Here is a 25785-nt window from a genome sequence, read left to right as displayed (position 1 = left end):
CGCTTCGGGGGTGCGGCCCGGCCGTTTGCGCGGTCCGGGAGGGCGGCTTGCGCGGTCCGGGAGCGCGGGCGGGCCGGTTCCGCGGTCCGGGAGCGCGGGCAGGGCCGTTTCCGCGGCCTTTCGGCGCACTTATCCTTGAGCGCATGTACTTCACTGACCGTGGCATCGAAGAGCTGGAGAAGCGGCGGGGCGAGGAGGAGGTCACCTTCGAGTGGCTGGCCCAGCAGCTGCGGACCTTCGTCGACCTGAACCCCGACTTCGAGGTTCCGGTGGAGCGGCTGGCCACCTGGCTGGCCCGGCTGGACGACGACGAGGACGACGAGTAGGGCCGACGGTCCGGTAGCACCGGCGGTCCGGTGGACGCCGGCGGCCCGCCGGAACCGGTGGTCCGCGCGTGGGGCGCCCCCTCTGGGGGCGCCCTTTCGTGTGTCTTGACTTTCCGTGTCCGCGATATATCGTGTCTTGTGAGGGACGCGATATGGCGTGTCGCATCCCTGTCCGGTCCGTCTCCGGCCTCGCGCCCTCGCGCGCCCCGGTCCGTCCCAGGAGGTCAGCACCATGTCCGAGTGGTCCGTGGGGGAGCCCAGGAAGCTCACCTTCGACAAGCCCGTGACCGAACTGAACGTCCGCATCGTCAACGGCACGGTGAACGTCGTGGGCACGGACGAGGACTCCGCGCGCATGGAGGTCTCCGAGATCGAGGGACCGCCCCTGGTCGTCACGCAGCAGGGCGGCACCCTGACCGTCGCCTACGACGACCTGCCCTGGAAGGGCTTCCTCAAGTGGCTCGACCGCAAGGGCTGGCGGCGCAGCGCCGTGGTGTCCCTGGCCGTCCCGGCGGGTACGCGCGTCGAGGTCGGCGTGGTCGGCGCCGCGGCGGTGGTGTCCGGGATCGACGGGCGTACGGAGGTCAAGGGCGTCACCGGCGACACCACGCTGGTGGGCGTCACCGGCCCGGTGCGGGCCACCACCGTCTCGGGGAACCTGGAGGCGCAGGCCCTCTCCGGCGAGCTCCGGTTCAACTCGGTCTCCGGCGACCTGACGGTGGTCGAGGGCTCCGGCTCCTCGGTCCGGGCCGAATCGGTGAGCGGCTCGATGATCGTGGACCTCGACCCGGCGGGCCGCCCCACCGACATCGCCCTGACCAACGTCTCCGGTGAGATCGCCATCCGGTTGCCCCACCCGGCGGACACCGAGGTGGAGGCGAACACCGCGAGCGGTTCGGTCTCCAACGCCTTCGAGGACCTGCGGGTCACCGGCCAGTGGGGCGCCAAGCGGATCACCGGCCGGCTGGGCACGGGCCACGGCAGACTGAAGGCCACGACGGTCTCCGGCTCCATCGCGCTGCTGCGGCGCCCGCCGGTGGCGGACGGGTCCTGGGACTCCGGACCGGGCGAGGACGCCCCCTCCGACGCCCCGGCCGACGGCACGACCGACAAGAAGGTGCTCTGACATGCCTCCCGTCTTCGCCCACGGACGCCTCCGCCTCTATCTGCTCAAGCTGCTCGACGAGGCCCCGCGCCACGGCTACGAGGTGATCCGGCTCCTGGAGGAGCGCTTCCAGGGGTTGTACGCGCCCTCGGCGGGCACCGTCTATCCCCGGCTGGCCAAGCTGGAGGCCGAGGGCCTGGTCACCCACACCACCGAGGGCGGACGCAAGGTCTACGCCATCACGGACGCCGGCCGCGCCGAGCTGGCCGACCGCAGCGGTGAACTGGCCGACCTGGAGCTGGAGATCCGTGAGTCGGTGGCCGAGCTGGCCGCCGAGATCCGGGCCGACGTGCGCGGCGCGGCGGGCGATCTGCGCCGTGAGATGCGCGCCGCGGCGTCCGCGGCCCGGCAGGGCTCCGCGAAGGACGCGCACTCGGGCGCCTGGGAGTCCGCGGCGGGCGACACGGCCGACGACCGGGAAGCCTGGCGGGCCGCCAAGGAGGAGATGCGGCGGGTCAAGCAGGAGTGGAAGGAGCAGGCCCGGCGCGCCAAGGACGAGAGCCGCCGGGCCCGCGAGGAGGCCCAGCGGGCCCGGCGCCAGGCCAAGGAGGCGCAGGATCGGGCACGGGCCCTGGCGCAGGAGGAGTTCCAGCGGGTCGCCCGTCGGCTGCAGGACCAGGTGCAGGACCACTTCACGCGTGGCGACTGGCCGACGGGGGTGCGCGAGGGGCTGACCGAGATCGCCAAGGAGTTCGGCGACTTCGGCAAGAACTTCGCGTTCGGCCGTCCGGCGGCCGGTGAGGCTCCCTCGCGCGCCGAGTACTCCGAGACTCCTCAGGACTTCCCGGCCGGTTACGAACCGGCCTGGGCGCACGAGGACTTCACCGGTGACCCGGCCCGCGACCTGGACCGGCTGCTGGACCGGTTCCGGGACGACATCCGGGACGCGGCCCGTGATCAGGGCATCACGTCCGACCAGTTGCGTGAGACCCGCCGCCGTCTGGCGACGGCGGCGGCGCACATCGGCGCGCTGCTGCGCGGGCCGAAGGTCTGACGGCCGCGGTGTCCGGAGCGCGCGGTGAGCGCGCCCCGGGCACCGCGGGCACCGCAGACCGCGGTTCGCGGGCCGGCGGGTCAGCAGCTCAGGAGCCGGTGAGTACGATCTTGCCGAACTGGTCGCCGGACGCGATCCGTTCGAAGCCCTCGCGGGCCCGGTCGAGCGGCAGGACCTCGTCGATCACGGGGCGGACGCCGGTGGCGGCGCAGAAGGAGAGCAGGTCCTCCAGCTCGTCCTTGGTTCCCATGGTCGAGCCGACCACCTTGAGCTCCAGGAAGAAGATCCGGGTCAGCTCGGCGTGGGAGGGGCGGTCACCACTGGTGGCGCCGGAGATGACGAGGGTGCCGCCGGGACGCAGGGACTTCACCGAGTGGGACCAGGTGGCCGCGCCGACGGTCTCGATCACGGCGTCCACCCGCTGCGGCAGCCGTGCGCCCGACTCCACCGCCTCCACGGCGCCGAGTTCCAGAGCCCGCTTGCGCTTGGCCTCGTCGCGGCTGGTGGCGAAGACCCTGAGGCCCGCCGCCTTGCCGAGCACGATCGCGGCGGTGGCGACGCCGCCGCCCGCGCCCTGCACGAGAACGGAGTCACCGGGGCGTACGCCCGCGTTGGTGAACAGCATGCGGTAGGCGGTGAGCCAGGCCGTGGGCAGGCAGGCGGCCTCCTCGAAGGAGAGTTCCTTGGGCTTGGGCAGGACGTTCCAGGTGGGGACGGCGACCTGCTCGGCGAAGGTGCCCTGGTAGCGCTCGGTCAGGATGGAGCGGGGCTCCTTGGGGCCCACCCCGTGGCCGCTCTGTCCGATCACGGAGTGCAGGACGACCTCGTTGCCGTCCTCGTCGACACCCGCGGCGTCGCAGCCGAGGATCATGGGCAGCTTGTCCTCGGACAGGCCCACACCTTTGAGCGACCAGAGGTCGTGATGGTTCAGGGAGGCGGCCCTGACGTCGACGGTGCTCCAGCCGGGGCGGGCCTCGGGGGCCGGGCGCTCCCCCGACTCCAGTCCGTTCAGCGGCTGGTCGCGGTCGATTCGGGCGGCGTAGACAGCGAACATGGCCTTGACGATAGGGGTGCGCCGACGACTGCGGAACCACGCGGCTCTGTGACACACACCCTCTTGCCAACCGTGCGCCCGCCCGTCGACGGGCGGACGGAGGCGGGCGAAGCCGAATGGCCCCGCCTTCTCGGGCGGGGCCATTCGGGTCATGCCGGCTCACACGGTCGCACGTCAGCGACGGGCGACGCCTTCGGCGCGTGCCGCCGCCGCCACGGCCGCCGTCACGGCCGGGGCGACCCGCTCGTCGAACGGCGAGGGGATCACGTAGTCGGCGGCGAGATCGTCGCCGACCACCCCGGCCAGCGCCTCGGCCGCCGCGATCTTCATTCCCTCGGTGATCCGCGACGCCCGGACCTGCAGCGCGCCGGCGAAGATGCCGGGGAACGCGAGGACGTTGTTGATCTGGTTGGGGAAGTCGGAGCGGCCGGTGGCCACGACCGCCGCGTACTTGTGCGCGACGTCGGGGTGCACCTCGGGATTCGGGTTGGCCATGGCGAAGACGAAGGCGCCCTTCGCCATGGAGGCCACGGCCTCCTCGGCGACCGTGCCGCCGGAGACGCCGATGAAGACGTCGGCGCCGGCCAGCGCCTGCTCCAGGGTCCCCGTGAGGCCCGCCTTGTTGGTGAACTCGGCCAGTTCGCGCTTGACCTCGGTCAGGTCCTGCCGGTCGGCCGAGACGATGCCCTTGCGGTCGGCGACCGCGACGTCCCCGATGCCGGCCTCGATCAGCATCTTGGCGATGGCGACACCGGCCGCGCCGGCGCCGGAGATGACGGCCCGCAGCTCACCGATGGTCCGTCCGCTCAGCCGTGCCGCGTTGCGCAGCGCCGCGAGGGTGACGACCGCCGTTCCGTGCTGGTCGTCGTGGAAGACCGGGATGTCCAGGCGCTCCTGGAGCTTCCGCTCGATCTCGAAGCACCGGGGCGCCGAGATGTCCTCCAGGTTGACGCCGCCGAAGGACGGCGCGAGACGCACGACGGTCTCGACGATCTCGTCGGCGTCGGTGCAGGCGAGGGCGATCGGAACCGCGTCCACGCCGCCGAACTGCTTGAAAAGGATCGCCTTGCCCTCCATCACCGGGAGGGAGGCTTCGGGACCGATGTCCCCGAGGCCGAGCACGGCCGTTCCGTCGGTCACGACGGCGACCACGGACGACTTCCACGTGTAGTCGTTGACCAGTTCCGGCTGCTCGGCGATGGCGGTGCACACCCGCGCGACGCCGGGCGTGTACGCCAGGGACAGGTCGTCCTTGTCACGGACGGGCACGGTGGCCTGCACGGCCATCTTCCCGCCACGGTGCAGCGCGAAGGCCGGATCGAAGGAATCCAGCGGCTCTGCCCCGCCGTCCTGATCCGTACTGCTGTCGCTGCGAGGATTGACGATCTCCGCTGCCACTTGGTTTTACCCCTTAATTGTTCATGGTTTGAGGGTGGCCACTCCTGGTGAGGGGTGGGCGGGACCGCGCACAGCCCAGTGAGTGATGCGTTCGGGCACATACGCGACGGGCGCGCCGCACACGCGCCCTGAGCCCCGGATGAGGGGTGTAAAGAACCTTCTTACCGGACGAACGCTGTCGGCGACGAGTCCATAACGCGAAGGTCACATGACGACGCCCCGACACTTGGCCCAATATGGGGACAAGTGCTCGTCGAATGTTTGACAAGGCCCTTGAAACACGCAAAAGACCTGATCTTTCGGCCCACATCCCGAGACAGACCGAAGATCTTCCCGCTGGAAGGAAACATTCCCGCAGATGGTCCGGCCGTGATAGGGCGGCTACAGGCGGTTCGGGGGTCACCCGTTATCCGATTTTGACATGGCGAGTCCCCTGATCGGCGCATCCCGAATGGCAAGATGCGTCAATCACACGAGGTCGCGACACCCGAAGGTGTGTGTTCTCGTCGACCCATCGGCAACGCCACCCATCCGCCGGAGGAACCACCATGACCGCACGCTCCACCCGTCGTACGACCGCCGCGCACTCCCGTCTGGCAGCGGTCGGTGCGATCGCGGTCGCAGGCGCGCTGATTCTCACCGGCTGCGGTGACCAGACCAAGGACAAGGACACGTCGTCCGACAACGCGTCCGCGGCCTCCGCTCCGCTCGCCGGCAAGCTCCCGGCGTCGATCCGCGACAAGGGTGTCATCCGGGTCGGCTCCGACATCTCGTACGCGCCGGTCGAGTTCAAGGACGCCTCCGGCAAGACGGCCGGCATAGACCCCGACCTCGCGGACGCGATGGGCAAGCAGCTCGGCGTGAAGTTCGACTTCCAGAACGGCACGTTCGACGCCCTGCTCACCGGTCTGCGCTCCAACCGCTACGACATCGCGATGTCGGCGATGACGGACAACAAGAACCGCCAGGACGGCGTGGACCCGACCACGGGCAAGAAGGTCGGCGAGGGCGTCGACTTCGTCGACTACCTGCAGGCCGGCGTCTCCGTCTACACCCGCAAGGGCGACACCAAGGGCATCACCTCCTGGTCCGACCTGTGCGGCAAGAAGATCGCCGTGGAGCGCGGCACCGTCTCGGAGGACCTCGCCAAGGCCGAGGCGAAGAAGTGTCCGAGCGGCAAGAAGCTCACCATCCAGGCCTTCGACGACAACCAGCAGGCCGAGACCCGCCTGCGCTCGGGCGGCGCCGACGCGGTCTCCGCCGACTTCCCGGTCGCCGCCTACGCGGTCAAGACCTCCGGCGGCGGCAAGGACTTCGAGATCGTCGGCGACCAGGTCGAGGCGGCCCCGTACGGCATCGCCGTCGGCAAGTCCAGCACCCAGCTGCGGGACGCCCTGCAGGCCGCGATGGACGCGATCATCAAGAACGGCGAGTACCAGAAGATCCTGGAGAAGTGGGGCGCCCAGGACGGCGCCGTCAAGCAGTCCGCCGTCAACGGCGGCAAGTGACCGCCCCCCGAGCGGCCACCGAAAGGCAACACCCGTGAGTGCTGACATCGACAAGACGGCGGAGCCCAAGGGCACGCCCCCCACGGGACCGCAGGCCGTCAAGGCCATCCCGGTCCGTCACTACGGGCGGTACGTCACCGCCGTCATCGCGATCGCCCTTCTCTTCGCGATCATCTACGCGTTCAGCCAGGGCAAGATCAACTGGCATGCGGTCCCCGACTACTTCTTCGACGACCGGATCACCACCGGCGTCGGCAAGACCCTCCTGCTGACGGTCCTGTCGATGCTGATCGGCATCGTCGGCGGCATCGTCCTGGCGGTGATGCGCCTGTCGAAGAACCCGGTGACCTCGTCGATCGCCTGGTTCTACATCTGGTTCTTCCGCGGCACCCCGGTCCTGGTCCAGCTGTTCCTCTGGTTCAACCTGGGCCTGGTCTTCGAGTACATCAACCTGATGCCGTTCTACAAGGACTACTGGTCGAACTTCATGACGCCGCTGCTGACGGCGCTGCTCGGCCTGGGTCTGAACGAGGCGGCGTACATGGCGGAGATCTGCCGCGCCGGCCTGCTCGCCGTCGACGAGGGCCAGACCGAGGCCGCCCAGGCGCTGGGCATGAGCCACGGCAAGACCCTGCTGCGCATCATCATCCCGCAGGCCATGCGGGTGATCGTGCCGCCGACCGGCAACGAAGTGATCAACATGCTGAAGACGACCTCGCTCGTGGCGGCCGTCCAGTATCCCGAGCTGTTCCGCTACGCCCAGGACATCGGCACGGTCTCCGGCGCCCCGGTGGAGATGTACTTCCTCGCCGCCGCCTGGTACCTGATCCTCACCTCGGTGCTGAGCGTGGGCCAGTACTACCTGGAGCGCTACTACGCGCGCGGCTCCAGCCGCAGCCTGCCGCCGACGCCGTGGCAGAAGGTCAAGGCCAACATGTTCTCCATCGGCCGGCCGAAGGGAGCCGTGAGCGCATGAGCGACAAGCTCACGAAGCAGGACGCCGTCCCGCGCGACACCTCCGTCGCGATGGTCAAGGCGGAGGGCGTGCACAAGTCGTTCGGCCAGGTCGAGGTGCTCAAGGGCATCGACCTGGAGGTCCGGCCCGGCGAGGTGTTCTGCCTCATCGGCCCCTCCGGCTCCGGCAAGTCGACCTTCCTGAGGTGCATCAACCACCTGGAGAAGATCAACGCGGGCCGGCTGTACGTCGACGGCGATCTCGTCGGCTACCGGCAGCACGGCGACAAGCTCTACGAGCTGCGCGACCGCGAGGTCGCGATGAAGCGCCGGGACATCGGCATGGTCTTCCAGCGCTTCAACCTGTTCCCGCACATGACGGCCGTCGAGAACGTCATGGAGGCCCCGGTCCAGGTCAAGGGCGCGAGCAAGGCGGAGGCCCGGGAGCGGGCGATGACCCTGCTGGACCGCGTGGGCCTGGCCGACCGGGCCGGTCACTACCCCTCCCAGCTCTCCGGCGGCCAGCAGCAGCGGGTGGCGATCGCCCGGGCCCTGGCCATGGACCCGAAGCTGATGCTGTTCGACGAGCCGACCTCGGCGCTCGACCCGGAGCTGGTCGGTGACGTCCTCGACGTCATGCGCGACCTGGCCGAGTCCGGCATGACGATGGTCGTCGTCACCCACGAGATGGGCTTCGCCCGGGAGGTGGGCGACAACCTCGTCTTCATGGACGGCGGCGTGGTCGTCGAATCCGGCCACCCGCGCGACGTCCTGACCGACCCGCAGCACGAGCGCACCCAGTCGTTCCTGTCGAAGGTGCTGTAACCGGCGGACGCGCCGAAGGGGCGGTACGGATCTCCGTACCGCCCCTTCGCCGTGCGCGGCTCGCCTACTTCAGCGCGAGCAGCAGCGTGTCCGACGGGGAGCACCACACCGGGCGGGCCTCCGCGAAGCCCTTCTCACGCAGCACGCGCGCGTGCCAGGCGGCCGAGGGCGTGTCTCCGTCGGCGTGCTCGCCGTAGATCTCGAACCGGCGGGCGGTCGGCTCGGCCAGGACCGGGTCCTCGGCGGCCAGCTGCCACCACTCGGTCCAGTCCAGGGCGCCCGTCCCCCTGGCCTGATCCATGCGGGCGTGGCGCTGGGCACGCTCGGCGGCGTTGATCCGCGGCGTGGCGTCGTCGATCATGTGGTCCGCGTTCATGAAGACGCCGCCGTCGCGGACGAGTCCCGCGACCGATCCGTAGAGTGCCGCGAGGGGTTCGCTGTGCAGCCAGTGCAGGGCCGTCGCGGTCAGGACGGCGTCGTAGGAGTCGTACGGCAGCTTCGCCGTCCAGTCGGGGTCCTTCAGGTCGGCCGCGACGAAGGAGACCCGTCCGTCCCCCTCGAAGGTGCCCCGCGCGATGGCGAGCAGCGCCGGGTCGAGGTCGACGCCGGTGCTGGTGGCCTCGGGGAAGCGGGTGAGCAGGCGGGCGGTGATGGTGCCGGTGCCGCAGGCGAGGTCCAGGACGCGCGGCGCGGTGCCGACGAGGGCCTCCACCATGTCGAGCATGACGCGGAAGCGGTCCTCGCGGTCGGGCATGTACCACTCCTGCTGCCGGTCCCAGCTCTCCTGCCAGGCCTGCCAGTCCGCCCCCGCAGCGGTGATGTCCGTACCCGTCTCCGTCATCGTCGCCCTCCCTGACGCAGTTCACGTAATACCCTGGATGCACGACCGTCTGTTACAAGGCCGCGCTCAGACCATAGGGCACACCGGTAAGGACTACAAGTGGAACTGGCCTATTACTCGGATTACGCCGTCCGTCTCGTCAACACGGAGGAACCGGCCCGGGGCAAGGACACCCTGACGTCGGTCGAGGCGGTCCGGGACCTGTTCGGCGCCAACGGCTCCGCGGCCCGCCGGGCCACCGAGGCCGACGTCACCCGCTTCCGTTCGGTGCGCGCCCGGCTGCGCGCGGTCTTCGAGGCGGCCGACCAGGGCGACGAGACCCTGGCGGTGGCGCTGCTGAACTCCCTGCTGCTGGAGTTCCCGGTCAGCCCGCAGATCTCCGGGCACGACCACCGCGACGAGGACGGCCGCCCGCTGTGGCACATGCACCTGGCCGACCACCCGTCCAACGCCACGGCCGGCTACGCGGCGATCGCCGCGATGGGCCTCGCCTTCCACCTGACGGAGTACGGCGTGGACCGGCTCGGCCTGTGCGAGGCAGCGCCCTGCCGCAACGCCTACCTCGACACCTCGACCAACCGCTCGCGCCGCTACTGCTCCGACCGCTGCGCCACCCGGGCCAACGTGGCCGCCTACCGCGCCCGCAAGCGCCTGGAGGCCGACCGGTCGGTGAGCACGGGCCTGACCGCCGACAGCGCCCAGCGCACCAGCGCCGGTCCGGAGCGCTGAGCGGGCCGGCGCGGCCGGTACCGGAACCACACCTTGCCGAGCACCAGTTCCTCCGGGACGGTGCCGTAGTCGGTGCTGTCGCCCCCGGCGTAGGTGTTGTCCCCGAGCACCCACCAGCCGCCCTCGCGGCGTTCCGCCGCACGCTTGACGACCAGCAGGTCCTGCTGGAACGGATGGCGCAGGACGATCACGTCGCCCCGCCGGACCCGCGCCCCGTACTGCACCACGAGCCGGTCCCCGTGGTACAGCGTCGGCACCATGGACGGCCCGGTCACCTCGGCCAGCCCGAAGGGCAGTACGGCGGCCCTGCGCTCGGTCTCCTGCGACAGCTCCGGCATCCCCGGCACCTCCCCGGTCCGTTCCTCCACCAGTCTCAGTCTGACCCTGGACTTTTGTCCTAAGCCCAAGGGGGCACTCGAGAAAACACGCCTGGCAGGGAGTAATGTCCCACCTGAGAAGACGATCACGAGGAAGGAATGCTCCATGCTTTCCCGCCTGTTTGCCCCCAAGGTCAAGGTCAGCGCGCACTGCGACCTGCCCTGCGGCGTGTACGACCCGGCCCAGGCCCGCATCGAGGCGGAGTCGGTGAAGGCCGTCCAGGAGAAGATGGCCGGCAACGACGACCCGCACTTCCAGGCGCGTGCCACCGTCATCAAGGAGCAGCGCGCCGAGCTCGCCAAGCACCACGTCTCCGTGCTGTGGAGCGACTACTTCAAGCCCCCGCACTTCGAGAAGTACCCGGAGCTGCACCAGCTGGTCAACGACACGCTGAAGGCCCTCTCCGCCGCCAAGGCCTCCACCGACCCGGCGACGGGTCAGAAGGCCCTGGACTACATCGCCCAGATCGACAAGATCTTCTGGGAGACCAAGAAGGCCTGACCCGCGGGCTTCGGCCGGTGGCCGGCGGTCGCCGCGCCACCGCGGACCGCGACAGAACGTGATGGGGCTCGGTCGGACAGTCGGCCGGGCCCCTTCGCGCTGCCCGGGTACGGCCCGCGCCCGGGCGGGCCGTGGCATGCTGGGCGGGTGACGTCGGTGGAGGATCTGGTGCGCCTGCGGCGGGCCCGGGACCGGATGGACCGGGAGTACGCCGAGGCGCTGGACGTGGCGGAACTCGCGCGCACCGCGCTGATGTCGCCGGGGCACTTCCAGCGCAGTTTCCGGGCGGCGTTCGGCGAGACGCCGTACGGCTATCTCATGACCCGCCGGATCGAGCGGGCCAAGGCGCTGCTCAGACGGGGCGACATGAGCGTGACGGAGGTGTGCCTGGCGGTCGGGTGCACCTCGCTGGGGTCGTTCAGCTCCCGGTTCACCGAACTCGTCGGCGAGACCCCGAGCGCCTACCGGTCCCGGTCGCACGAGGCGAGCGCGGTCATCCCGACCTGCGTGACCCGCGCCTTCACCCGCCCCCGGCGCACGGGCCCGCCACCCGCGCCGTAGGACGGGCGGGAATGGGCTTAGCGTGAGGGCATGGACCTGAAACTGCGCCAGTGCTTCATCGCCGTCGACGACCACGACAAGGCGCTCATCTTCTACCGCGACGTGCTGGGCCTCCAGGTGCGCAACGACGTCGGGTTCGAGGGGATGCGGTGGGTGACCGTGGGGTCGCCGCTCCAGCCGGACGTGGAGATCGTCCTGGAGCCGCCCGCGGCCAACCCGGACGCCTCACCCGACGACAAGGAGGCGATGGCGCGACTGCTGGCCAAGGGCGTGCTGCGCGGCGTCATCTTCACCACCGCCGACTGCGACGCCCTCTTCGCCCGGGTCCGGGAGCACGGCGCCGACGTCGTCCAGGAGCCGATGGACCAGCCCTACGGCGTGCGGGACTGCGCGTTCCGGGATCCGGCGGGGAACCTGCTGCGGTTCATGGAGCGGTCCGAGGCGTGAGAGGCGGCCGGGCCGCGCGCCGGGCCGCCCTACGATCAGGCCATGAGCATCCGCTGGACGTACGCCTTCGCCGACCGGCCCGCCGAGCGCTTCACCCGGGCCCTGGAGTTCTGGGCGGTCGTCACGGACACCCGGCCGTCACAACCCCGCGGTGACCGCGGTGAGTTCGCCACCCTGCTGCCGGTCGGCGCCGACGCGTGCGGCAAAGTCCAGGCCGTCGCCTCGGGCGAGGGCGGCGCGCATCTCGACCTGGCCGTCGAGGACGTCCCGGACCTCGTGGCGGCGGCTGTGCGTCTCGGCGCCGCCTCGGTCGCCGAGCACGAGGACTGGGCCGTCCTCCGCTCGCCCGGCGGGCAGTCGTTCTGCGCGGTGCCCTGGAACGGCGAGTCGGTACGCCCTCCCGTGGTCCGCGGCAGCCGTCTCGACCAGGTGTGCCTCGACGTCCCGCCCTCCGCGTACGCGGCCGAGGTCGCCTTCTGGAGCGGGCTCCTGGACGGCTGGGAGTCGCGGCCCGGCTCCCGTCCCGAGTTCCACGTGCTCACGCCGCCGCCCGGCCTGCCCGTCCGGGTCCTGCTCCAACGGCTGGGCGAGGAACGGCCCGCCACGGCCCACCTGGACCTGGCCTGCGCGGACATCGCCGCCACCCGCGCGCACCACGAGCGTCTGGGCGCGGTCCATGTGGCCGACCACCCGCGCTGGACCGTGCTGCGCGATCCGGCCGGGGGCCTGTACTGCCTGACGGCCCGGGATCCCGAGACGGGCGGGCTGCCCGCTGCCGGGCAGGACTGAAACGACGGCCAGGGCCTGCCCCGGCGGATCGCGGCGGATCACGCGTCCTGAACCGCCGGACGGCCCTGGTTCACGAGGGACCTCGCCGCATGGGGTGTGGCCGCCGTGCCCGTGCGGGGTTCGCGCCACATCGGCCACATCCGCGGGCCGTCCGGCAGTTCGAGGGCGGGGCCGGTGAAGGTGAAGCCCAGGCGCTCGTAGAGCCTGGTGCTGCGGGCGCTGCTCGCCTCCAGGTAGGCGGGCAGTCCCTCGCGGTCGCAGCGGTCGAGGACGTGCCGGACGAGTTCGCCGCCCAGCCCCTCGCCCTGGCGGTCCGGTGCGACGGCGATCATCCACAGGTACTCGTGGGCGGGGCCGGCCGGATGGGCCCCGGCCATCAGCCGGGCTATCTCCTCCACCCGGGGGTTCGCCGGATCGACCGCCTCCCGCAACCGCACCGCCTCGTCGGCCCCGTCCGACGCCTCGGCGCCCTCCGTCCCGTCGGCCTCGGCGGACGTGCCGGCCGCGTCGTTCCCGTCCGCCGCCCCGGGGGCGTCGGCGGGTACGGACAGCCACAGGGCGCACGCCGTGCCGTCCTCGGTGACGTCGATCCGGCCCTCGGCGAACACGATGTCGGCGAAGGCCGCCATCAGCCGGTGGTGGGTCCTGCGGCGGTACTCCTCCTCCGGGAAGACCCAACCGCTCACCGGATCGTCCTGGAACGCCCCGTCCAGCAGCCGCACGACCAGGTCCCGGTCCTCGGCGTCCGCCGCCCGGATCACCACACCCATCTTCCGCCCCTTCACCTCGAAAAGCTTCAGGCGTACGAGCGTTGAGCGTACTCGGGGCCGGCGGGGCCGATGAGCGGGCCCCGCACACCGTGGGGCAGTGCGGGACCCGCCGGACCGGAGCCGCCGAGGGCCGTACGGGGTCAGGAGCCGTACGGACCCGGTAACTCCGGGGTCTGTGCGCGCCGCGCCGGCGAGGGCCGGACGGCACGGACCGTGGTACGGCCCCGTCCCCGCCCCGGGGCTTCACCGCGCGGTCGCGCCGTCGCCGTGAGCCGTGGTCAGCTGGTGCGCCGTGTCACGAACTCGGCCAGGGCCAGCAAACCTCCCGCGGCGGCCGGGTCGGGCACGGCCCGCGACAGTTCGTCGACGGCCTGGGCCATCCGGTCGGCCGCCTGGGACTGGGCCCAGTCGCGGCCGCCCGCCCGCTCCACCGCGAGCGTGGCGCGCTCCTCCTCTCCTTCCTGGTGCGGCCGGGCGTAGAGCTCGGCGAGCTCGCCGGCCGCCGGCGTGCCGGAGGTGAGCGCGGCGACCACCGGCAGGGACTTCTTGCGGGCGGCTAGATCGGCGCCGGCCGGCTTGCCGGTGCGTGCGGGGTCGCCCCATATGCCGATGACGTCGTCGATGAGCTGGAACGCGAGCCCGGCCTGCCGGCCGAAGGCGTCCAGCGCCCTCACCTCCTCCTCGGCCGCCCCCGCGTACAGCGCCCCGACGGCGCAAGCGCAGCCGATCAGCGCTCCCGTCTTGGCCTCGGCCATGGCGAGCACCTCGGCGAGCGTCACCTCGTCGGGAGCGCGGCTCTCCAGCGCCGTGTCCGCGTGCTGGCCCGCGCACAGCTCGACGACGCAGGCGGCCAGCCGGGCGGCGGCGGCCGGGGCGGCCGGGTGCGGGTCCTCGGCGAGCAGCCGCAGGGCGAGCGCCTGGAGGGCGTCGCCGGCGAGGATGGCGTCGGCGTCGCCGAACACCGTCCACACGGTGGGCCGGTGCCGGCGGGTGGTGTCCCGGTCCATCACGTCGTCGTGCAACAGCGTGAAGTTGTGGACCAGTTCCACCGCCGCGGCCGCCCGTGCCGCGCCGGTGCGCGCCCGCGGCCCGCCGATCGCGTGGGCCGCGGCCAGGACCAGCGCCGGGCGGATCGCCTTGCCCGCGTTCCCCGCGGCCGGTGTGCCGTCCGCGTGCTCCCACCCGAAGTGATAGCTCGCGATCCGCCGCATGGACGCGGGCAACGAGGCGACCGCGGAGCGCAGTTCCGGGTCGACCGAGGCCCGCGCGCGGTCGAGGATCACCGCCGCGTCGTGCCCGTCGGGGACGGCTCCCGGGGTGTCGTCGGGGGCGCCGCCGGCAGGGCGTGGGAACGGTACGGCGGATGCCGTGCCCCCCGGCCGCGCCGTCGCCGCGGTGCGCCTGCCACCGGGCGGGCGTGGTGTCGTCTCCGTCATGAACTCGGCCATCCGCTCCCCCTCGCAGAGTCCGCGAACACTGGTGTCTGCGCTGCCGGTACCGGGCCCTCGCCCCCGGGATGTACTACCCGGACCGGCGGGCGGGGACACCGCGAGCGCGCGGTGAGCCTCAGCGCCAACGACCGACCTCGATGTTCTCCAGGACGCCCAGCGCGTCCGGCACCAGCACGGCCGCCGAGAAGTAGGACGTCACCAGGTACTTGATGATCGCCTGCTCGTTGATGCCCATGAAGCGCACGGACAGGCTCGGCTCGATCTCGTCCGGGATGCCCTTGGCGCGCAGCCCGATGACGCCCTGGTCCTCCTCCCCGAGACGCATGGCGATGATGGAGCTGGTCCGGGCCTCGGTGACCGGGATCTTGTTGGACGGGAAGATCGGCACCCCGCGCCAGGTGGGGATCCGGTTGCCGCCCATGTCGATGGTCTCGGGGACCAGGCCCCGCTTGTTGAGCTCACGGCCGAACGCCGCGATCGCGCGCGGGTGGGCGAGGAAGAGCTTGGTGCCGCGGCGCCGGCTGAGCAGCTCGTCCATGTCGTCGGGGCTCGGCACGCCGTCGTGCGGCTGGATCCGCTGGTCGTACTCGCAGTTGTGGAGCAGGCCGAAGTCACGGTTGTTGATGAGCTCGTGCTCCTGACGCTCTTTCAGCGCCTCGACGGTCAGCCGGAGCTGCTGCTCGGTCTGGTTCATGGGCTGGTTGTAGAGGTCGGCGACGCGCGAGTGGATGCGCAGCACGGTCTGGGCGATGCTCAGTTCGTACTCGCGGGGCCGGGCCTCGTAGTCGACGAAGGTGTGCGGGATGTCCGGCTCGCCGCTGTGGCCGGCGGCGAGGTCGACCTCCTTCTCGCCGTACTTGTTGGTGCGCTGCCCGGGGATGGAGCGCAGCCGCCGGAGGTGGTCGCGCAGGGACTCGGCGCGCTCGGCGACCTGCTCGAAGTCGTGCCGGGACAGGACGAGGACGGTGCATGTGGTGTCCGCGCGGACCGTGTACTCCCAGATGGCCTCGGGGTCGAGGAGCGCGTGCTCGCCGAAGTAGGCGCCGTCGGCGAGGACACCGAGGACCTGGTCGTCGCCGTACGGGCCGGTGCCGACCTTCTCGGCCCTGCCGTGCGCGAGCAGGTACACGTCCTCGGACTGGCTGCCGAAGGAGGCGATCACCTGGCCGGCGCCGATCTCGCGCTGCCGGCAGCGCGAGGCGAGTTCGGAGAGCACGTCGTCGTCCTCGTACCCCCGCAGCGCGGGCAGTTCGCCGAGTTCGGCGGGGATCACCTCGACCCGGTCGCCCGTCTTGACGAAGGTGACCCGGCCGTCGCCGACGGCGTAGGTGAGCCGCCGGTTCACCCGGTAGGTGCCGCCCTGCACGTCGACCCAGGGCAGCATGCGCAGCAGCCAGCGCGAACTGATCTCCTGCATCTGGGGTACGGACTTGGTGGTGGTGGCCAGGTTCCGCGCGGCCGCCGTGCCGAGACTCTGCTGCGGCCGGCCCTGCTCCGCACGGACCTCTTCGCCTACCGACATAGAGAATTGCCCTCCCGCTCATGCCCGGCACCCGATCGGATCCGGGCATCGATTTGCATGCGCCAGCCTTCCATCACACAGGGTGTCCGTGCTATTACACGAAAGAGCGGGAATGGATCACTGCCGGTCCGGGCAGAGGCGGGTGCCCGGCCGGGTCCGTACGCCGCTGCGCCGCCCCGTGCGCTCCCCCGCCCGCTCCGGGACAATGGGCGGGTGACCAGCCGCGACGCCCCCGATCCCGCCGTGCTCGCCCCCCGGCTGCCGTCCCCGCTGCGGGAGGCGGCCGACGAGCGTTTCACCCGGCACGGGCTGCGGCTGCTGCTCAAGCGCGACGACCTGATCCACCCGGAGCTGGTCGGCAACAAGTGGCGCAAACTCGCCCCGAACCTCCAAGCCGCGGCCGGCCGGACGGTCCTCACCTTCGGCGGCGCCTACTCCAACCATCTGCGCGCCACCGCCGCCGCGGGCCGCCTCCTCGGCCTGCCCACCGTCGGGGTGGTCCGCGGCCACGAGCTGGCCGACCGCCCCCTGAATCCGTCCCTGGCCCGGTGCGCGGCCGACGGGATGCGGCTGCACTTCGTCGACCGCTCGACGTACCGCCGCAAGGCCGAGCCGGAGACGCTCGCGGCCGTGCTGCGGGCGGTGGGGGCGGCTGACGCCCACGTCGTGCCGGAGGGCGGCAGCAACGCCCTGGCCGTGCGCGGCTGCCGGGCCCTCGGCGAGGAGCTCGGCGAGCGCGCCGACGTCGTCGCCGTGGCCTGCGGCACCGGCGGAACCCTCGCCGGCCTGGCCGCCGGGCTGCCGCCCGGCCGGCGCGCCCTCGGCATACCGGTCCTCAGGGGCGGCTTCCTGGGCGACGAGGTGCAGGCCCTGCAGGAGCGCGCCTTCGGCGGGCGACGGGGCGCCTGGTCGCTCGACGAGCGCTTCCACTTCGGCGGCTACGCCCGCACCACGCCGGAACTCGACGCCTTCGCCGAGGACTTCTCCGCCCGCCACGGCCTCCCGGTCGAACGTCTCTATGTCGCCAAGCTGCTCTACGCCCTGGTCACCCTGGCGGACGAGGGCGCCTTCCCGCGCGGGACGACGATCGCGGCGGTCGTCACGGGGCGCCCCTTCCCCGACCGGCCCTGAGCCGCGGCCGTCCGCCCGCGCGCCGCCTCCTCACGTCGCCTCCCGGTAGACGGCCGCCTCCTCCAGGTCCAGGCGCCGCAGCAGGGTGCGCAGCATCTCGTCGTCGATGTAGCGGCCGTCGCGCAGCCGGACGAAGACCTCGCGCTCGGCGCCGATCATGTCCCTGGACAGGCGGCGGTAGGTGTCGTCGACCGACTCGCCGGTGACCGGGTTGGTCTGGCCGAGGCGCTCCCAGACGGCGTTGCGGCGGCGCTCCAGCACGGCCCGCAGACGCTCGGCCAGGGGCGGGGGCAAGGTGTTGCGCTCGTCGGCGAGCAGTTCCTCCAGGCGCCGCTCGGCGGCCAGGGACGCCTGCGCCTGGGCGTTCGCCTCGGCGAGGGTGGCGGCGTGCGCGTCGCGGCCGGGGAACTTCAGCAGGCGGATCAGCGGGGGCAGGGTCAGGCCCTGCACGACCAGGGTGCCGATGACCGTGGTGAAGGTCAGGAAGAGCAGGAGGTTGCGCTGCGGGAAGGGGCCGCCGCCGTGCACGGTGACCGGGACCGAGAAGGCGATGGCCAGCGACACCACGCCCCGCATGCCGGCCCAGCCGGTGACCATCGCCCCTCTCCAGGTGGGGTTCGCCTCCCTCTCCCGCACCCGCCGGGACAGCAGCCGGGGCAGGAACGCCGCCGGGTACACCCACACGAACCGGGCCGCGACGACCACCAGGAAGAGGACGATCGCGTACCAGGCGGCGTCGGCGCCCGCGTACGTCTCCAGCCCTCGGACGACGACCGGCAGCTGCAGGCCGATGAGGGCGAAGACGGCCGACTCCAGGACGAAGGCGACCATCTTCCACACCGCCTCCTCCTGGAGCCGGGTGGCGAAGTCGACCTCCCAGGCGCGGTGCCCGAGATAGAGGGCGACCGTGACGACGGCGAGCACCCCGGAGGCGTGCAGCTGTTCGGCGACGCCATAGGCGACGAACGGGATCAGCAGCGACAGGGTGTTCTGCAGCAGGGCTTCCCTCAGGTGGGTGCGCAGCCAGTGCAGCGGCGCCATCAGCACCAGCCCGACACCGACGCCGCCGACCGCCGCGATCAGGAACTCCTCGACTCCCCCGGCCCAGGTGGCGCCCTCGCCGACCGCCGCGGCGAGCGCGACCTTGTAGGCGGTGATCGCGGTGGCGTCGTTCAGCAGGGACTCGCCCTGCAGGATGGTGGTGATCCGCGAGGGCAGTCCGACCCGGCGGGCCACCGCGGTCGCCGCGACCGCGTCCGGCGGCGCCACCACGGCGCCCAGCACCAGCGCCGCCGTCAGCGGCAGGTCCGGCACGATCAGGTAGGCGGCCCAGCCGACCGCGAAGGTCGCGAACAGCACGTACCCCACCGAGAGCAGCGCCACGGGCCGGAGCTGCGCGCGCAGGTCGAGGTAGGAGCTGTCGATGGCCGACGTGTACAGCAGCGGGGGCAGCAGCAGCGGCAGGACCACCGCGGGATCGAGGGTGTAGTCGGGCACCCCGGGGACGTAGGAGACCGCCAGCCCGGCGGCGACCAGCAGCAGCGGCGCCGGCACCGGGGTGCGCCGGGCGGCTCCGGCCACCGCGGCGCTGCCCGCCACCAGCAGCAGCAGCGGCATCACGTCCATCGTCCTCGCCCGCCCATCGTGTCGTCCCGCCCTCTCGTTCCGCCCGGTCACCCGCGCGGAAGTCGTAATCTGGCAATCATGAAACAGTGCACGCACACTGGCACGCTGCCGGCCCCGGAGCCCGAACCCTGTGGCGAGACGTGTCCGGAGTGCCTGGCGGACGGCACGCACCCGGTCCAGCTGCGGCTGTGCCTGACCTGCGGCCACGTGGGGTGCTGCGACTCCTCGCCGGGGCAGCACGCGACGAAGCACCACAAGGACACCGGACACCCGGTGATGCGGACGTTCGAACCCGGTGAGGACTGGCGCTGGTGCTTCGTGGATCACGTACTGGTGTGACCGGCGTTCCGGACGGTTCGACGGTCTGACGTCTGGGTACGTCAACCCGGCGCGCGCTGTTCCCATTTGAGCCCGCCGAACCCCTAGCCACGGAGCGTATCCGTGTGTTTACTATGAGTGACAGCAGGGTCGGGGTACCGGGACAGTAATGTCGAGAGCGCGGTAGCGTCACCGCTGAACCACGCGTCGCGTGACCCGGGGGGCGACCCTCGGCCCCGAAAGAGCTTGTACCACCTTGGAGGTGAGGGTGTCCCAGATCGCAGGCGAGCCCGCGGCGAACCAGGACTTCGTGGAGGTCCGGCTGCCGGCTGCGGGTGCCTACCTGTCGGTGCTGCGGACGGCCACGGCCGGCCTCGCGGCCCGTTTGGACTTCACCCTGGACGAGATCGAGGACCTGCGCATCGCGGTGGACGAGGCCTGCGCGATCCTGCTCCAGCAGGCCGTGCCCGGCTCGGTGCTCAGCTGCGTCTTCCGGCTGGTCGACGACTCGCTCGAGGTCACCGTCTCGGCCCCCACCACGGACGGTCACGCGCCCTCGCGGGACACCTTCGCCTGGACCGTCCTGTCCGCTCTCGCGGGCAAGGTCTCCTCCGCCGTGGACGAGGACAGGACCGTGTCGATCAGCCTCTACAAACAGCGCGGCGCGGGACCCGGGCCGGCGTGAGGAACGGGGACGGGCCGGTGCGGGACGAAGAGCGCGGCACACGGGAACTGCCGGCCGAGGACGGGGCGGCGCCCCGCGCGGACGGGGCCGGCGCCCCGGGCGAGGACGGCCCGGGCACTGCGGCGGGAGCCCCGAGGCCGGCCGGCGGCATCGACGGCATCCCCGAGCAGGCCAGGCCGCACCCGGAGGACGAGTCCCTGGGACCCGTCCTCCCGGGCGAGCGGTCGGACGACGCCGTGCGGGGGACGCCTCCACCGGCGCGGAGCGGGGACCTCGCCGACCCGAGGGGTCCCTCCACCCTGGCCACGCCGAGGGTGGGGGAGGAGGCGAGGGCTCGGGGAAGGGCGACGGGCGGGACGATGAGCGAGCACGAGCGAAACTCCGAGGACGGCGCACACGGCGTCCCGAGCGTGCACGGCACGCGGCACGCCCCTCAGGACCGCAGTGGGGCGCGCGCGATGTTCGTGGAGCTGCGCGCCCTGAAGGAGGGCAGCCCGCAGTACGCGGAGCTGCGCAACCAGCTGGTCCGCATGCACCTTCCGCTCGTCGAGCACCTCGCGCGCCGCTTCCGCAACCGCGGAGAGCCGCTGGACGACCTCACCCAGGTCGCCACGATCGGCCTGATCAAGTCGGTCGACCGCTTCGACCCGGACCGCGGCGTGGAGTTCTCCACGTACGCGACCCCGACGGTCGTCGGCGAGATCAAGCGGCACTTCCGGGACAAGGGCTGGGCGGTGCGGGTGCCGCGCCGGCTCCAGGAGCTGCGCCTCGCGCTCACCACGGCGACCGCCGAGCTGTCCCAGCTGCACGGCCGCTCCCCCACGGTGCACGAGCTGGCGGAGAAGCTCGCCATCTCCGAGGAGGAGGTCCTGGAGGGCCTGGAGTCGGCCAACGCCTACTCGACGCTGTCCCTGGACGTCCCCGACACGGACGACGAGTCCCCGGCGGTCGCGGACACGCTCGGCGCGGAGGACGAGGCGCTGGAGGGCGTGGAGTACCGCGAGTCCCTCAAGCCGCTGCTGGAGGATCTCCCGCCGCGCGAGAAGCGGATCCTGCTGCTGCGCTTCTTCGGCAACATGACCCAGTCACAGATCGCGCAGGAGGTCGGCATCTCGCAGATGCACGTCTCCCGGCTGCTGGCCCGCACGCTGGCCCAGCTGCGGGAGAAGCTCCTGGTCGAGGAGTGACACCAGGAGTCACACCGGCTCGGCGGCCGGGCATCCCCGGCGGCGCGGGCCGCGTCCGACGGCCCCTGGCGGCGCGAACCGCGCCGCGCGAGGCCGGGGAAGCCCGAGGCGCGCCGTGCGGGTCCGCGGAGTTTCAGGGGCGTGTTTCGAAAGTGGCGCTGTCCGCTCGAAGGGCGGGCCCCGCGGCGTCTGGTGCGTGTGATCGCAAGGCGGAGGGTCCTCGTACTGGGCGTACGTGGACGATCCCGACAACGCGGCGAGTGCGCGTGCCAGGCGTCGCGGGGCAGGCGGGACTTTCGAAACACGCCCTGGGAGGCATGGAGCCGGGCCCGGCGCGGTGAGGCCGCCGTGGCGCACGGTCGCGGGTGGGGCCGCGGGGCGGCCCGCCTGCGGACGGCGTCGTCCGCGGCCCGATCGCCCGCCGCACAGGGCGGGGCCGTGCCGCTACCGCTGGTCGCTCTCCTGGGCCCGGCCCGGACCCCGGATGCCGAGGGCCTGGGTCGTCGCCGGGTGGACGAGCAGGACCAGCGAGGCCACCGCCACCGCCGTGAGGGCGATACCGGCCGGGACGGCCGCGCCGCCCGACTTGAGCAGGCTGTAGGCGACGGGCAGCGCCATGATCTGGGTGATGACGGCCGGGCCGCGGCTCCAGCCGCGGCGCAGCAGCAGACCCCGGGCGGCCAGCAGCGGCAGCAGCGCGAGCACCAGCACGGTGATCCCGCCGGTGACGGCCTGCTGCCTGTCGCCCCCCTCGCCCGTGACGCCCAGGACGAGCATCCAGGCCCCGCCCACGACCAGCGCGAGCGCCTCCAGCGCGCTCAGCGCCGCCGCGTACGTCAGCCGCCGCGGGCGCGGGCCGGCGGTGTCCGCCGGGTCCGTGGTGTCGGCGGTGCCGGAAACGGGTTTCTGCTCACTGCTCACCCCTGAAGAGTAGCCCTCGGGCCGCCGCCGCATCCCTCGCGGGCCGCGCCGTCGTGTCCGGACTCACGCCCGCTCCTCTTACCCGATCCCTACCTCGGCCTGGGCGGAGTACTGCCCAGTAGGTACCCTGCAACCCATGCGTGCACTTCTCGTGGTCAATCCGGCGGCAACCACCACAAGCGCACGTACGCGCGATGTCCTGATCCACGCGCTCGCCAGCGAGATGAAGCTGGAGGCGGTGACCACCGAGTACCGCGGCCACGCCCGGGACCTGGGCCGGCAGGCCGCGGACAGCGACGAGATCGATCTGGTCGTGGCCCTCGGCGGCGACGGCACGGTCAACGAGGTCGTCAACGGCCTGCTGCACCGGGGCCCGGACCCCGAGCGCCTGCCCCGCCTCGCCGTGGTGCCCGGCGGCTCCACCAACGTCTTCGCGCGCGCCCTGGGCCTGCCCAACGACGCGGTGGAGGCCACCGGAGCGATCCTGGACGGCCTGCGGGACGGCAGCGAGCGGACCGTCGGCCTGGGCCTGGCCTCGGGGACGCCGGGCACGGAGGACGCCGCCGTACCCGAGCGCTGGTTCACCTTCAACGCCGGGCTCGGCTTCGACGCGGGCGTGGTCGGCCGCGTGGAGCAGCAGCGGGAACGCGGCAAGAAGTCCACGCACGCGCTGTACGTACGCCAGGTCGTCCGCCAGTTCCTCGGCGAGCCGAACCGGCGGCACGGCACGATCACGGTGGAGCGGGACGGTGAGGACCCGGCCACGGATCTGGTGGTCGCCATAGTCTCGAACACCTCACCGTGGACGTATCTCGGCAACCGGCCGATGTACACCTCGCCCAAGGCCTCGTTCGACACGGGGCTCGACGTGCTCGGTCTCAGCCGCCTGTCGACGGCCGCTGTTGCCCGGTATGGCACGCAGTTGCTCACTTCGTCCCCGGAGCGCGGGCCCCAGGGCCGGCACGCACTCTCACTGCACGATCTGAGTCGCTTCACCTTGCATTCGAAGGTGCCGCTCCCCCTGCAGATGGACGGCGACCACCTGGGGCTGCGAACGAGCGTGACGTTCACAGGCGTACGCCGTGCACTGCGTGTGATTGTGTGAGTGGAAGAGGCGAAAGTCCTTTCACTCGAACGTTTAGGCCAGGATCCACCCCATGGAAGTACGGCTGTGACCTAGTCGACACCGAGGAATCAAAAAAAACTTTCCGGAAGGGGTTGTATCCGTCGCCGAGGTTTGCGAGTCTCTACATGGCGATCGGGACGGCCCCTCATTCGGGCCCCAGAGATCGCCGGATCCCCTCCACATCACAGGACCACGCCAGGGCAACCTGACGGTCGGCCCTTCACTTGTTGAGGGATTCGTGAAAGCGTTCACATTCACAAGCAACTTGCACGTAATACCAAGGAGAGGTAGCAGCCATGGACTGGCGTCACAACGCCGTTTGCCGCGAGGAAGACCCCGAGCTCTTCTTCCCCATCGGCAACACCGGTCCTGCGCTGCTGCAGATCGAGGAAGCCAAGGCCGTCTGCCGTCGCTGCCCGGTTATCGAGCAGTGCCTGCAGTGGGCGCTCGAGTCCGGTCAGGACTCCGGCGTCTGGGGTGGTCTCAGCGAGGACGAGCGCCGCGCGATGAAGCGCCGCGCCGCCCGCAACCGGGCCCGTCAGGCCTCCGCCTGACAACAGCCACCCCGCTGACAGCCTGAGCTTGGCGGCGCGTACAGCGAGTACGCATCTCCCGCCCCCGAGCCGCAGCGCGCAGTACCCCCCGGTGGCCCCCGCTCTTCGAGCAGGGGTGTTCCCGACAGGGGAAGCACGAAGCGACTAGCCCCGGATCTTTCGAGGTCCGGGGCTCTTTGCTGTTCGGGCTCTTCGCCGTTCTCCCGGCGGTCGTCCCGCCGCCTTCTCCGCCACCGCTCGGGAGCGGTCGCTCACTTCTGCGTCTGGACCGGGATGTCGAGGACGACGCGCGTACCGCGTCCGGGGGCCGGGACCATGTCGAAGGAGCCGCCGAGCTCCCCCTCGACCAGGGTGCGCACGATCTGCAGGCCGAGGTTGCCGGAGCGGTGCGGGTCGAAACCCTCGGGCAGGCCGACCCCGTCGTCCTGGACGGTGACGAGCAGCCGGGCCTCGCGCGAGCCGCCGCGGACCGCGGACACCTCGACCGTGCCGGTGTCGCCCTCCCGGAAGCCGTGCTCCAGGGCGTTCTGGAGGATCTCGGTGAGGACCATCGACAGCGGGGTCGCGACCTCGGCGTCCAGGATCCCGAACCTGCCGGTGCGCCGGCCAGACACCTTGCCCGGAGAGATCTCGGCGACCATCGCCAGCACCCGGTCGGCGATCTCGTCGAACTCCACGCGCTCATCCAGGTTCTGAGACAGCGTCTCATGCACGATGGCGATCGACCCGACTCGGCGCACGGCCTCCTCCAGGGCCTCCCGCCCGGCCTCGGAGCCGATCCGCCGCGCCTGGAGCCTGAGCAGGGCCGCCACCGTCTGGAGGTTGTTCTTGACCCGGTGGTGGATCTCCCGGATCGTCGCGTCCTTGGTGATCAACTCGCGCTCGCGACGGCGCAGTTCGGTGACGTCACGGAGCAGGACCAGCGAACCGATGCGCGTGCCCTTGGGCTTGAGCGGGATGGCCCGGAACTGGATCACTCCGTCGCTGGCCTCGATCTCGAACTCGCGGGGCGCCCAGCCGCTGGCCAGCTTCACCAGCGCCTCGTCCACGGGGGCCCGGGACGGGGCGAGTTCGGCGGTCGCCTCGCCCAGGTGGTGGCCGACCAGGTCGGATGCGAGACCGAGGCGGTGGTAGGCGGAGAGCGCGTTCGGCGAGGCGTAGTGGACGATGCCGTCCGCGTCCAGCCGGATCAGCCCGTCGCCGACCCGCGGCGAGGCGTCCATGTCGACCTGCTGGTCCGGGAAGGGGAACGTTCCGGCGGCGATCATCTGCGCCAGGTCCGAGGCGCTCTGCAGATAGGTCAGCTCCAGCCGGCTCGGGGTGCGCACCGTGAGCAGGTTGGTGTTGCGCGCGATGACGCCGAGGACGCGGCCCTCGCGCCGTACCGGGATCGACTCGACGCGGACCGGGACCTCCTCGCGCCACTCCGGGTCACCCTCGCGCACGATCCGGCCCTCGTCGAGCGCCGCGTCCAGCATCGGGCGGCGGCCGCGCGGCACGAGGTGGCCGACCATGTCGTCCTGGTAGGAGGTCGGGCCGGTGTTCGGCCGCATCTGGGCGACGGAGACGTACCGGGTGCCGTCCAGCGTGGGGACCCACAGGACGAGGTCGGCGAAGGAGAGGTCGGAGAGCAGCTGCCACTCCGAGACCAGCAGATGGAGCCACTCGAGGTCGGAGTCGTCGAGCGCGGTGTGCTGGCGTACGAGTTCGTTCATGGAGGGCACGTCTGCGAGCGTACCCGGGCGTTTGTACGGTCCTGAAATACGCGGGCGCACCCCGCGTCCGGAGCTCGGGCGCACCCCGCGTCCGGAGCTCGGGCGCACCCCGCGCCGGGGACTGGGCGAGCCCCGCGTCGAAGGCTCGGGCGCACCCCGCGCCGAAGGGTCCGGAAACACCCGCGGGCCGCGGCGCCTGGGAGGGACCCTCAGCCCTCCTGGCACCGCAGCCCGGAGCAGTATCGGCCGTGGGGTGTGCGGTCCCGGTCGGCCGAAGGATGAGGAGCCGGGGCAGTCAGGGCAGAGAGC

The 25785-nt window shown here is 71.8% G+C and carries 27 protein-coding genes; 17 read left to right on the top strand and 10 right to left on the bottom strand.

Annotated elements, in window-relative coordinates:
* Window positions 1-47 precede the first annotated feature (47 nt).
* The 3 genes from ACH5A8_RS27740 to ACH5A8_RS27730 all read left to right on the top strand — a co-directional run bounded on the left by ACH5A8_RS27740 (window position 48) and on the right by ACH5A8_RS27730 (window position 2485).
* Window positions 48-326: a DUF6104 family protein gene (locus tag ACH5A8_RS27740; RefSeq protein ID WP_399006392.1), complete on the top strand. Its 279-nt coding sequence runs from the start codon at window positions 48-50 to the stop codon at window positions 324-326.
* A gap of 232 nt (window positions 327-558) precedes the next feature.
* Window positions 559-1452: a DUF4097 family beta strand repeat-containing protein gene (locus ACH5A8_RS27735; protein WP_399006391.1), complete on the top strand. Its 894-nt coding sequence runs from the start codon at window positions 559-561 to the stop codon at window positions 1450-1452.
* Between the two features lies 1 nt (window position 1453).
* Complete coding sequence (locus ACH5A8_RS27730; protein WP_399006389.1) at window positions 1454-2485, top strand: helix-turn-helix transcriptional regulator; 1032 nt, start codon at window positions 1454-1456, stop codon at window positions 2483-2485.
* A gap of 88 nt (window positions 2486-2573) precedes the next feature.
* On the opposite strand, the gene ACH5A8_RS27725 is transcribed toward ACH5A8_RS27730, so the two are convergent.
* Together ACH5A8_RS27725 and ACH5A8_RS27720 are read right to left on the bottom strand one after the other, a co-directional pair.
* On the bottom strand, window positions 2574-3539 hold the full coding sequence (locus tag ACH5A8_RS27725) for a zinc-binding dehydrogenase (RefSeq protein ID WP_399006387.1): 966 nt from the start codon (window positions 3537-3539) through the stop codon (window positions 2574-2576).
* A 174-nt stretch (window positions 3540-3713) separates the two neighbouring features.
* Entirely contained in the window at window positions 3714-4937 is a 1224-nt protein-coding gene (locus ACH5A8_RS27720; RefSeq protein ID WP_399006386.1) for an NADP-dependent malic enzyme, read from the bottom strand.
* Between the two features lie 548 nt (window positions 4938-5485).
* On the opposite strand from ACH5A8_RS27720, the gene ACH5A8_RS27715 reads away from it, so the two are divergent.
* Genes ACH5A8_RS27715 through ACH5A8_RS27705 form a run of 3 tightly spaced genes read left to right on the top strand, consistent with a single transcriptional unit; the run spans window position 5486 to window position 8224 of the window.
* Window positions 5486-6445, top strand: a complete 960-nt coding sequence (locus tag ACH5A8_RS27715) for an ABC transporter substrate-binding protein (RefSeq protein ID WP_399006384.1) — start codon at window positions 5486-5488, stop codon at window positions 6443-6445.
* Between the two features lie 34 nt (window positions 6446-6479).
* Window positions 6480-7421, top strand: coding sequence for an amino acid ABC transporter permease (locus ACH5A8_RS27710; protein ID WP_399006382.1), 942 nt, complete (start codon window positions 6480-6482; stop codon window positions 7419-7421).
* Window positions 7418-8224 carry an amino acid ABC transporter ATP-binding protein gene (locus ACH5A8_RS27705; protein ID WP_399006380.1) on the top strand — a complete coding sequence of 269 codons (807 nt, stop codon included), beginning with the start codon at window positions 7418-7420 and terminating at the stop codon, window positions 8222-8224. The genes ACH5A8_RS27710 and ACH5A8_RS27705 overlap by 4 nt, the downstream gene beginning before the upstream one ends.
* Before the next feature lie 64 nt (window positions 8225-8288).
* Here the strand turns inward: ACH5A8_RS27705 and ACH5A8_RS27700 are convergent, their stop codons facing one another.
* A complete protein-coding gene (locus tag ACH5A8_RS27700) occupies window positions 8289-9065 on the bottom strand; it encodes a class I SAM-dependent methyltransferase (RefSeq protein WP_399006378.1) in 777 nt (258 codons plus the stop codon).
* Window positions 9066-9164: 99 nt separating this feature from the next.
* On the opposite strand from ACH5A8_RS27700, the gene ACH5A8_RS27695 reads away from it, so the two are divergent.
* On the top strand, window positions 9165-9794 hold the full coding sequence (locus ACH5A8_RS27695; protein WP_399006376.1) for a CGNR zinc finger domain-containing protein: 630 nt from the start codon (window positions 9165-9167) through the stop codon (window positions 9792-9794).
* On the opposite strand, the gene sodX is transcribed toward ACH5A8_RS27695, so the two are convergent.
* Window positions 9698-10132: a nickel-type superoxide dismutase maturation protease gene (gene sodX / locus ACH5A8_RS27690; protein WP_399006595.1), complete on the bottom strand. Its 435-nt coding sequence runs from the start codon at window positions 10130-10132 to the stop codon at window positions 9698-9700. The genes ACH5A8_RS27695 and sodX overlap by 97 nt on opposite strands.
* Window positions 10133-10277: 145 nt before the next feature.
* Here sodX and sodN point away from each other — a divergent pair, with 145 nt between their 5' ends.
* From sodN to ACH5A8_RS27670, 4 genes are all read left to right on the top strand, one after another.
* The gene (gene sodN / locus ACH5A8_RS27685; RefSeq protein WP_004983535.1) at window positions 10278-10673 is read left to right on the top strand and encodes a superoxide dismutase, Ni; all 396 of its coding nucleotides are present in this window, start codon (window positions 10278-10280) and stop codon (window positions 10671-10673) included.
* Between the two features lie 147 nt (window positions 10674-10820).
* Window positions 10821-11234 carry a helix-turn-helix transcriptional regulator gene (locus tag ACH5A8_RS27680; protein ID WP_399006374.1) on the top strand — a complete coding sequence of 138 codons (414 nt, stop codon included), beginning with the start codon at window positions 10821-10823 and terminating at the stop codon, window positions 11232-11234.
* Between the two features lie 30 nt (window positions 11235-11264).
* Entirely contained in the window at window positions 11265-11681 is a 417-nt protein-coding gene (locus tag ACH5A8_RS27675; protein ID WP_399006372.1) for a VOC family protein, read from the top strand.
* 42 nt (window positions 11682-11723) lie between these two features.
* Entirely contained in the window at window positions 11724-12470 is a 747-nt protein-coding gene (locus ACH5A8_RS27670) for a VOC family protein (protein ID WP_399006370.1), read from the top strand.
* Window positions 12471-12508: 38 nt separating this feature from the next.
* Here the strand turns inward: ACH5A8_RS27670 and ACH5A8_RS27665 are convergent, their stop codons facing one another.
* The 3 genes from ACH5A8_RS27665 to ACH5A8_RS27655 all read right to left on the bottom strand — a co-directional run bounded on the left by ACH5A8_RS27665 (window position 12509) and on the right by ACH5A8_RS27655 (window position 16213).
* Window positions 12509-13240 (bottom strand): GNAT family N-acetyltransferase, encoded by a 732-nt coding sequence (locus tag ACH5A8_RS27665; protein ID WP_399006368.1) that lies wholly within the window; start codon window positions 13238-13240, stop codon window positions 12509-12511.
* A gap of 278 nt (window positions 13241-13518) precedes the next feature.
* Window positions 13519-14688 carry a family 2 encapsulin nanocompartment cargo protein polyprenyl transferase gene (locus ACH5A8_RS27660; RefSeq protein WP_399006367.1) on the bottom strand — a complete coding sequence of 390 codons (1170 nt, stop codon included), beginning with the start codon at window positions 14686-14688 and terminating at the stop codon, window positions 13519-13521.
* A gap of 118 nt (window positions 14689-14806) precedes the next feature.
* Complete coding sequence (locus ACH5A8_RS27655) at window positions 14807-16213, bottom strand: family 2B encapsulin nanocompartment shell protein (protein ID WP_399006365.1); 1407 nt, start codon at window positions 16211-16213, stop codon at window positions 14807-14809.
* Between the two features lie 213 nt (window positions 16214-16426).
* Here ACH5A8_RS27655 and ACH5A8_RS27650 point away from each other — a divergent pair, with 213 nt between their 5' ends.
* Window positions 16427-17344, top strand: a complete 918-nt coding sequence (locus ACH5A8_RS27650; protein ID WP_399006363.1) for a 1-aminocyclopropane-1-carboxylate deaminase/D-cysteine desulfhydrase — start codon at window positions 16427-16429, stop codon at window positions 17342-17344.
* A gap of 30 nt (window positions 17345-17374) precedes the next feature.
* Here ACH5A8_RS27650 and ACH5A8_RS27645 read toward each other — a convergent pair whose 3' ends face one another.
* Window positions 17375-18970 (bottom strand): Na+/H+ antiporter, encoded by a 1596-nt coding sequence (locus ACH5A8_RS27645; protein WP_399006361.1) that lies wholly within the window; start codon window positions 18968-18970, stop codon window positions 17375-17377.
* A 78-nt stretch (window positions 18971-19048) separates the two neighbouring features.
* On the opposite strand from ACH5A8_RS27645, the gene ACH5A8_RS27640 reads away from it, so the two are divergent.
* The 3 genes from ACH5A8_RS27640 to ACH5A8_RS27630 all read left to right on the top strand — a co-directional run bounded on the left by ACH5A8_RS27640 (window position 19049) and on the right by ACH5A8_RS27630 (window position 21160).
* A complete protein-coding gene (locus ACH5A8_RS27640; protein ID WP_399006359.1) occupies window positions 19049-19309 on the top strand; it encodes a UBP-type zinc finger domain-containing protein in 261 nt (86 codons plus the stop codon).
* 247 nt (window positions 19310-19556) lie between these two features.
* Window positions 19557-19973: an anti-sigma regulatory factor gene (locus ACH5A8_RS27635; protein ID WP_137301875.1), complete on the top strand. Its 417-nt coding sequence runs from the start codon at window positions 19557-19559 to the stop codon at window positions 19971-19973.
* 17 nt (window positions 19974-19990) lie between these two features.
* Window positions 19991-21160, top strand: a complete 1170-nt coding sequence (locus tag ACH5A8_RS27630) for a SigB/SigF/SigG family RNA polymerase sigma factor (protein ID WP_399006357.1) — start codon at window positions 19991-19993, stop codon at window positions 21158-21160.
* Between the two features lie 444 nt (window positions 21161-21604).
* Here ACH5A8_RS27630 and ACH5A8_RS27625 read toward each other — a convergent pair whose 3' ends face one another.
* Window positions 21605-22081 carry a hypothetical protein gene (locus ACH5A8_RS27625; RefSeq protein WP_399006355.1) on the bottom strand — a complete coding sequence of 159 codons (477 nt, stop codon included), beginning with the start codon at window positions 22079-22081 and terminating at the stop codon, window positions 21605-21607.
* A 136-nt stretch (window positions 22082-22217) separates the two neighbouring features.
* Here ACH5A8_RS27625 and ACH5A8_RS27620 point away from each other — a divergent pair, with 136 nt between their 5' ends.
* Together ACH5A8_RS27620 and ACH5A8_RS27615 are read left to right on the top strand one after the other, a co-directional pair.
* A complete protein-coding gene (locus ACH5A8_RS27620) occupies window positions 22218-23186 on the top strand; it encodes a diacylglycerol/lipid kinase family protein (RefSeq protein ID WP_399006353.1) in 969 nt (322 codons plus the stop codon).
* Between the two features lie 317 nt (window positions 23187-23503).
* A complete protein-coding gene (locus tag ACH5A8_RS27615; RefSeq protein WP_003992873.1) occupies window positions 23504-23761 on the top strand; it encodes a WhiB family transcriptional regulator in 258 nt (85 codons plus the stop codon).
* 251 nt (window positions 23762-24012) lie between these two features.
* On the opposite strand, the gene ACH5A8_RS27610 is transcribed toward ACH5A8_RS27615, so the two are convergent.
* Window positions 24013-25476 carry a sensor histidine kinase gene (locus ACH5A8_RS27610; RefSeq protein WP_399006593.1) on the bottom strand — a complete coding sequence of 488 codons (1464 nt, stop codon included), beginning with the start codon at window positions 25474-25476 and terminating at the stop codon, window positions 24013-24015.
* Window positions 25477-25785: the final 309 nt, after the last annotated feature.

Source organism: Streptomyces sp. NPDC018610, from assembly GCF_044391765.1.
Classification (GTDB): domain Bacteria; phylum Actinomycetota; class Actinomycetes; order Streptomycetales; family Streptomycetaceae; genus Streptomyces.
This window is presented reverse-complemented; position numbering and strand designations above follow the sequence as displayed.

Bases quoted from the DNA above. Each gene is read 5' to 3' on its own strand.
- ACH5A8_RS27735 (WP_399006391.1), top strand. From the start codon at position 559: ATGTCCGAGTGGTCCGTGGGGGAGCCCAGGAAGCTCACCTTCGACAAG.
- ACH5A8_RS27730 (WP_399006389.1), top strand. From the start codon at position 1,454: ATGCCTCCCGTCTTCGCCCACGGACGCCTCCGCCTCTATCTGCTCAAG.
- ACH5A8_RS27725 (WP_399006387.1), bottom strand. From the start codon at position 3,539: ATGTTCGCTGTCTACGCCGCCCGAATCGACCGCGACCAGCCGCTGAAC.
- ACH5A8_RS27715 (WP_399006384.1), top strand. From the start codon at position 5,486: ATGACCGCACGCTCCACCCGTCGTACGACCGCCGCGCACTCCCGTCTG.
- ACH5A8_RS27705 (WP_399006380.1), top strand. From the start codon at position 7,418: ATGAGCGACAAGCTCACGAAGCAGGACGCCGTCCCGCGCGACACCTCC.
- ACH5A8_RS27700 (WP_399006378.1), bottom strand. From the start codon at position 9,065: ATGACGGAGACGGGTACGGACATCACCGCTGCGGGGGCGGACTGGCAG.
- sodX (WP_399006595.1), bottom strand. From the start codon at position 10,132: ATGCCGGAGCTGTCGCAGGAGACCGAGCGCAGGGCCGCCGTACTGCCC.
- sodN (WP_004983535.1), top strand. From the start codon at position 10,278: ATGCTTTCCCGCCTGTTTGCCCCCAAGGTCAAGGTCAGCGCGCACTGC.
- ACH5A8_RS27675 (WP_399006372.1), top strand. From the start codon at position 11,265: ATGGACCTGAAACTGCGCCAGTGCTTCATCGCCGTCGACGACCACGAC.
- ACH5A8_RS27670 (WP_399006370.1), top strand. From the start codon at position 11,724: ATGAGCATCCGCTGGACGTACGCCTTCGCCGACCGGCCCGCCGAGCGC.
- ACH5A8_RS27665 (WP_399006368.1), bottom strand. From the start codon at position 13,240: ATGGGTGTGGTGATCCGGGCGGCGGACGCCGAGGACCGGGACCTGGTC.
- ACH5A8_RS27660 (WP_399006367.1), bottom strand. From the start codon at position 14,688: ATGGCCGAGTTCATGACGGAGACGACACCACGCCCGCCCGGTGGCAGG.
- ACH5A8_RS27655 (WP_399006365.1), bottom strand. From the start codon at position 16,213: ATGTCGGTAGGCGAAGAGGTCCGTGCGGAGCAGGGCCGGCCGCAGCAG.
- ACH5A8_RS27645 (WP_399006361.1), bottom strand. From the start codon at position 18,970: ATGGACGTGATGCCGCTGCTGCTGCTGGTGGCGGGCAGCGCCGCGGTG.
- ACH5A8_RS27640 (WP_399006359.1), top strand. From the start codon at position 19,049: ATGAAACAGTGCACGCACACTGGCACGCTGCCGGCCCCGGAGCCCGAA.
- ACH5A8_RS27620 (WP_399006353.1), top strand. From the start codon at position 22,218: ATGCGTGCACTTCTCGTGGTCAATCCGGCGGCAACCACCACAAGCGCA.
- ACH5A8_RS27615 (WP_003992873.1), top strand. From the start codon at position 23,504: ATGGACTGGCGTCACAACGCCGTTTGCCGCGAGGAAGACCCCGAGCTC.
- ACH5A8_RS27610 (WP_399006593.1), bottom strand. From the start codon at position 25,476: ATGAACGAACTCGTACGCCAGCACACCGCGCTCGACGACTCCGACCTC.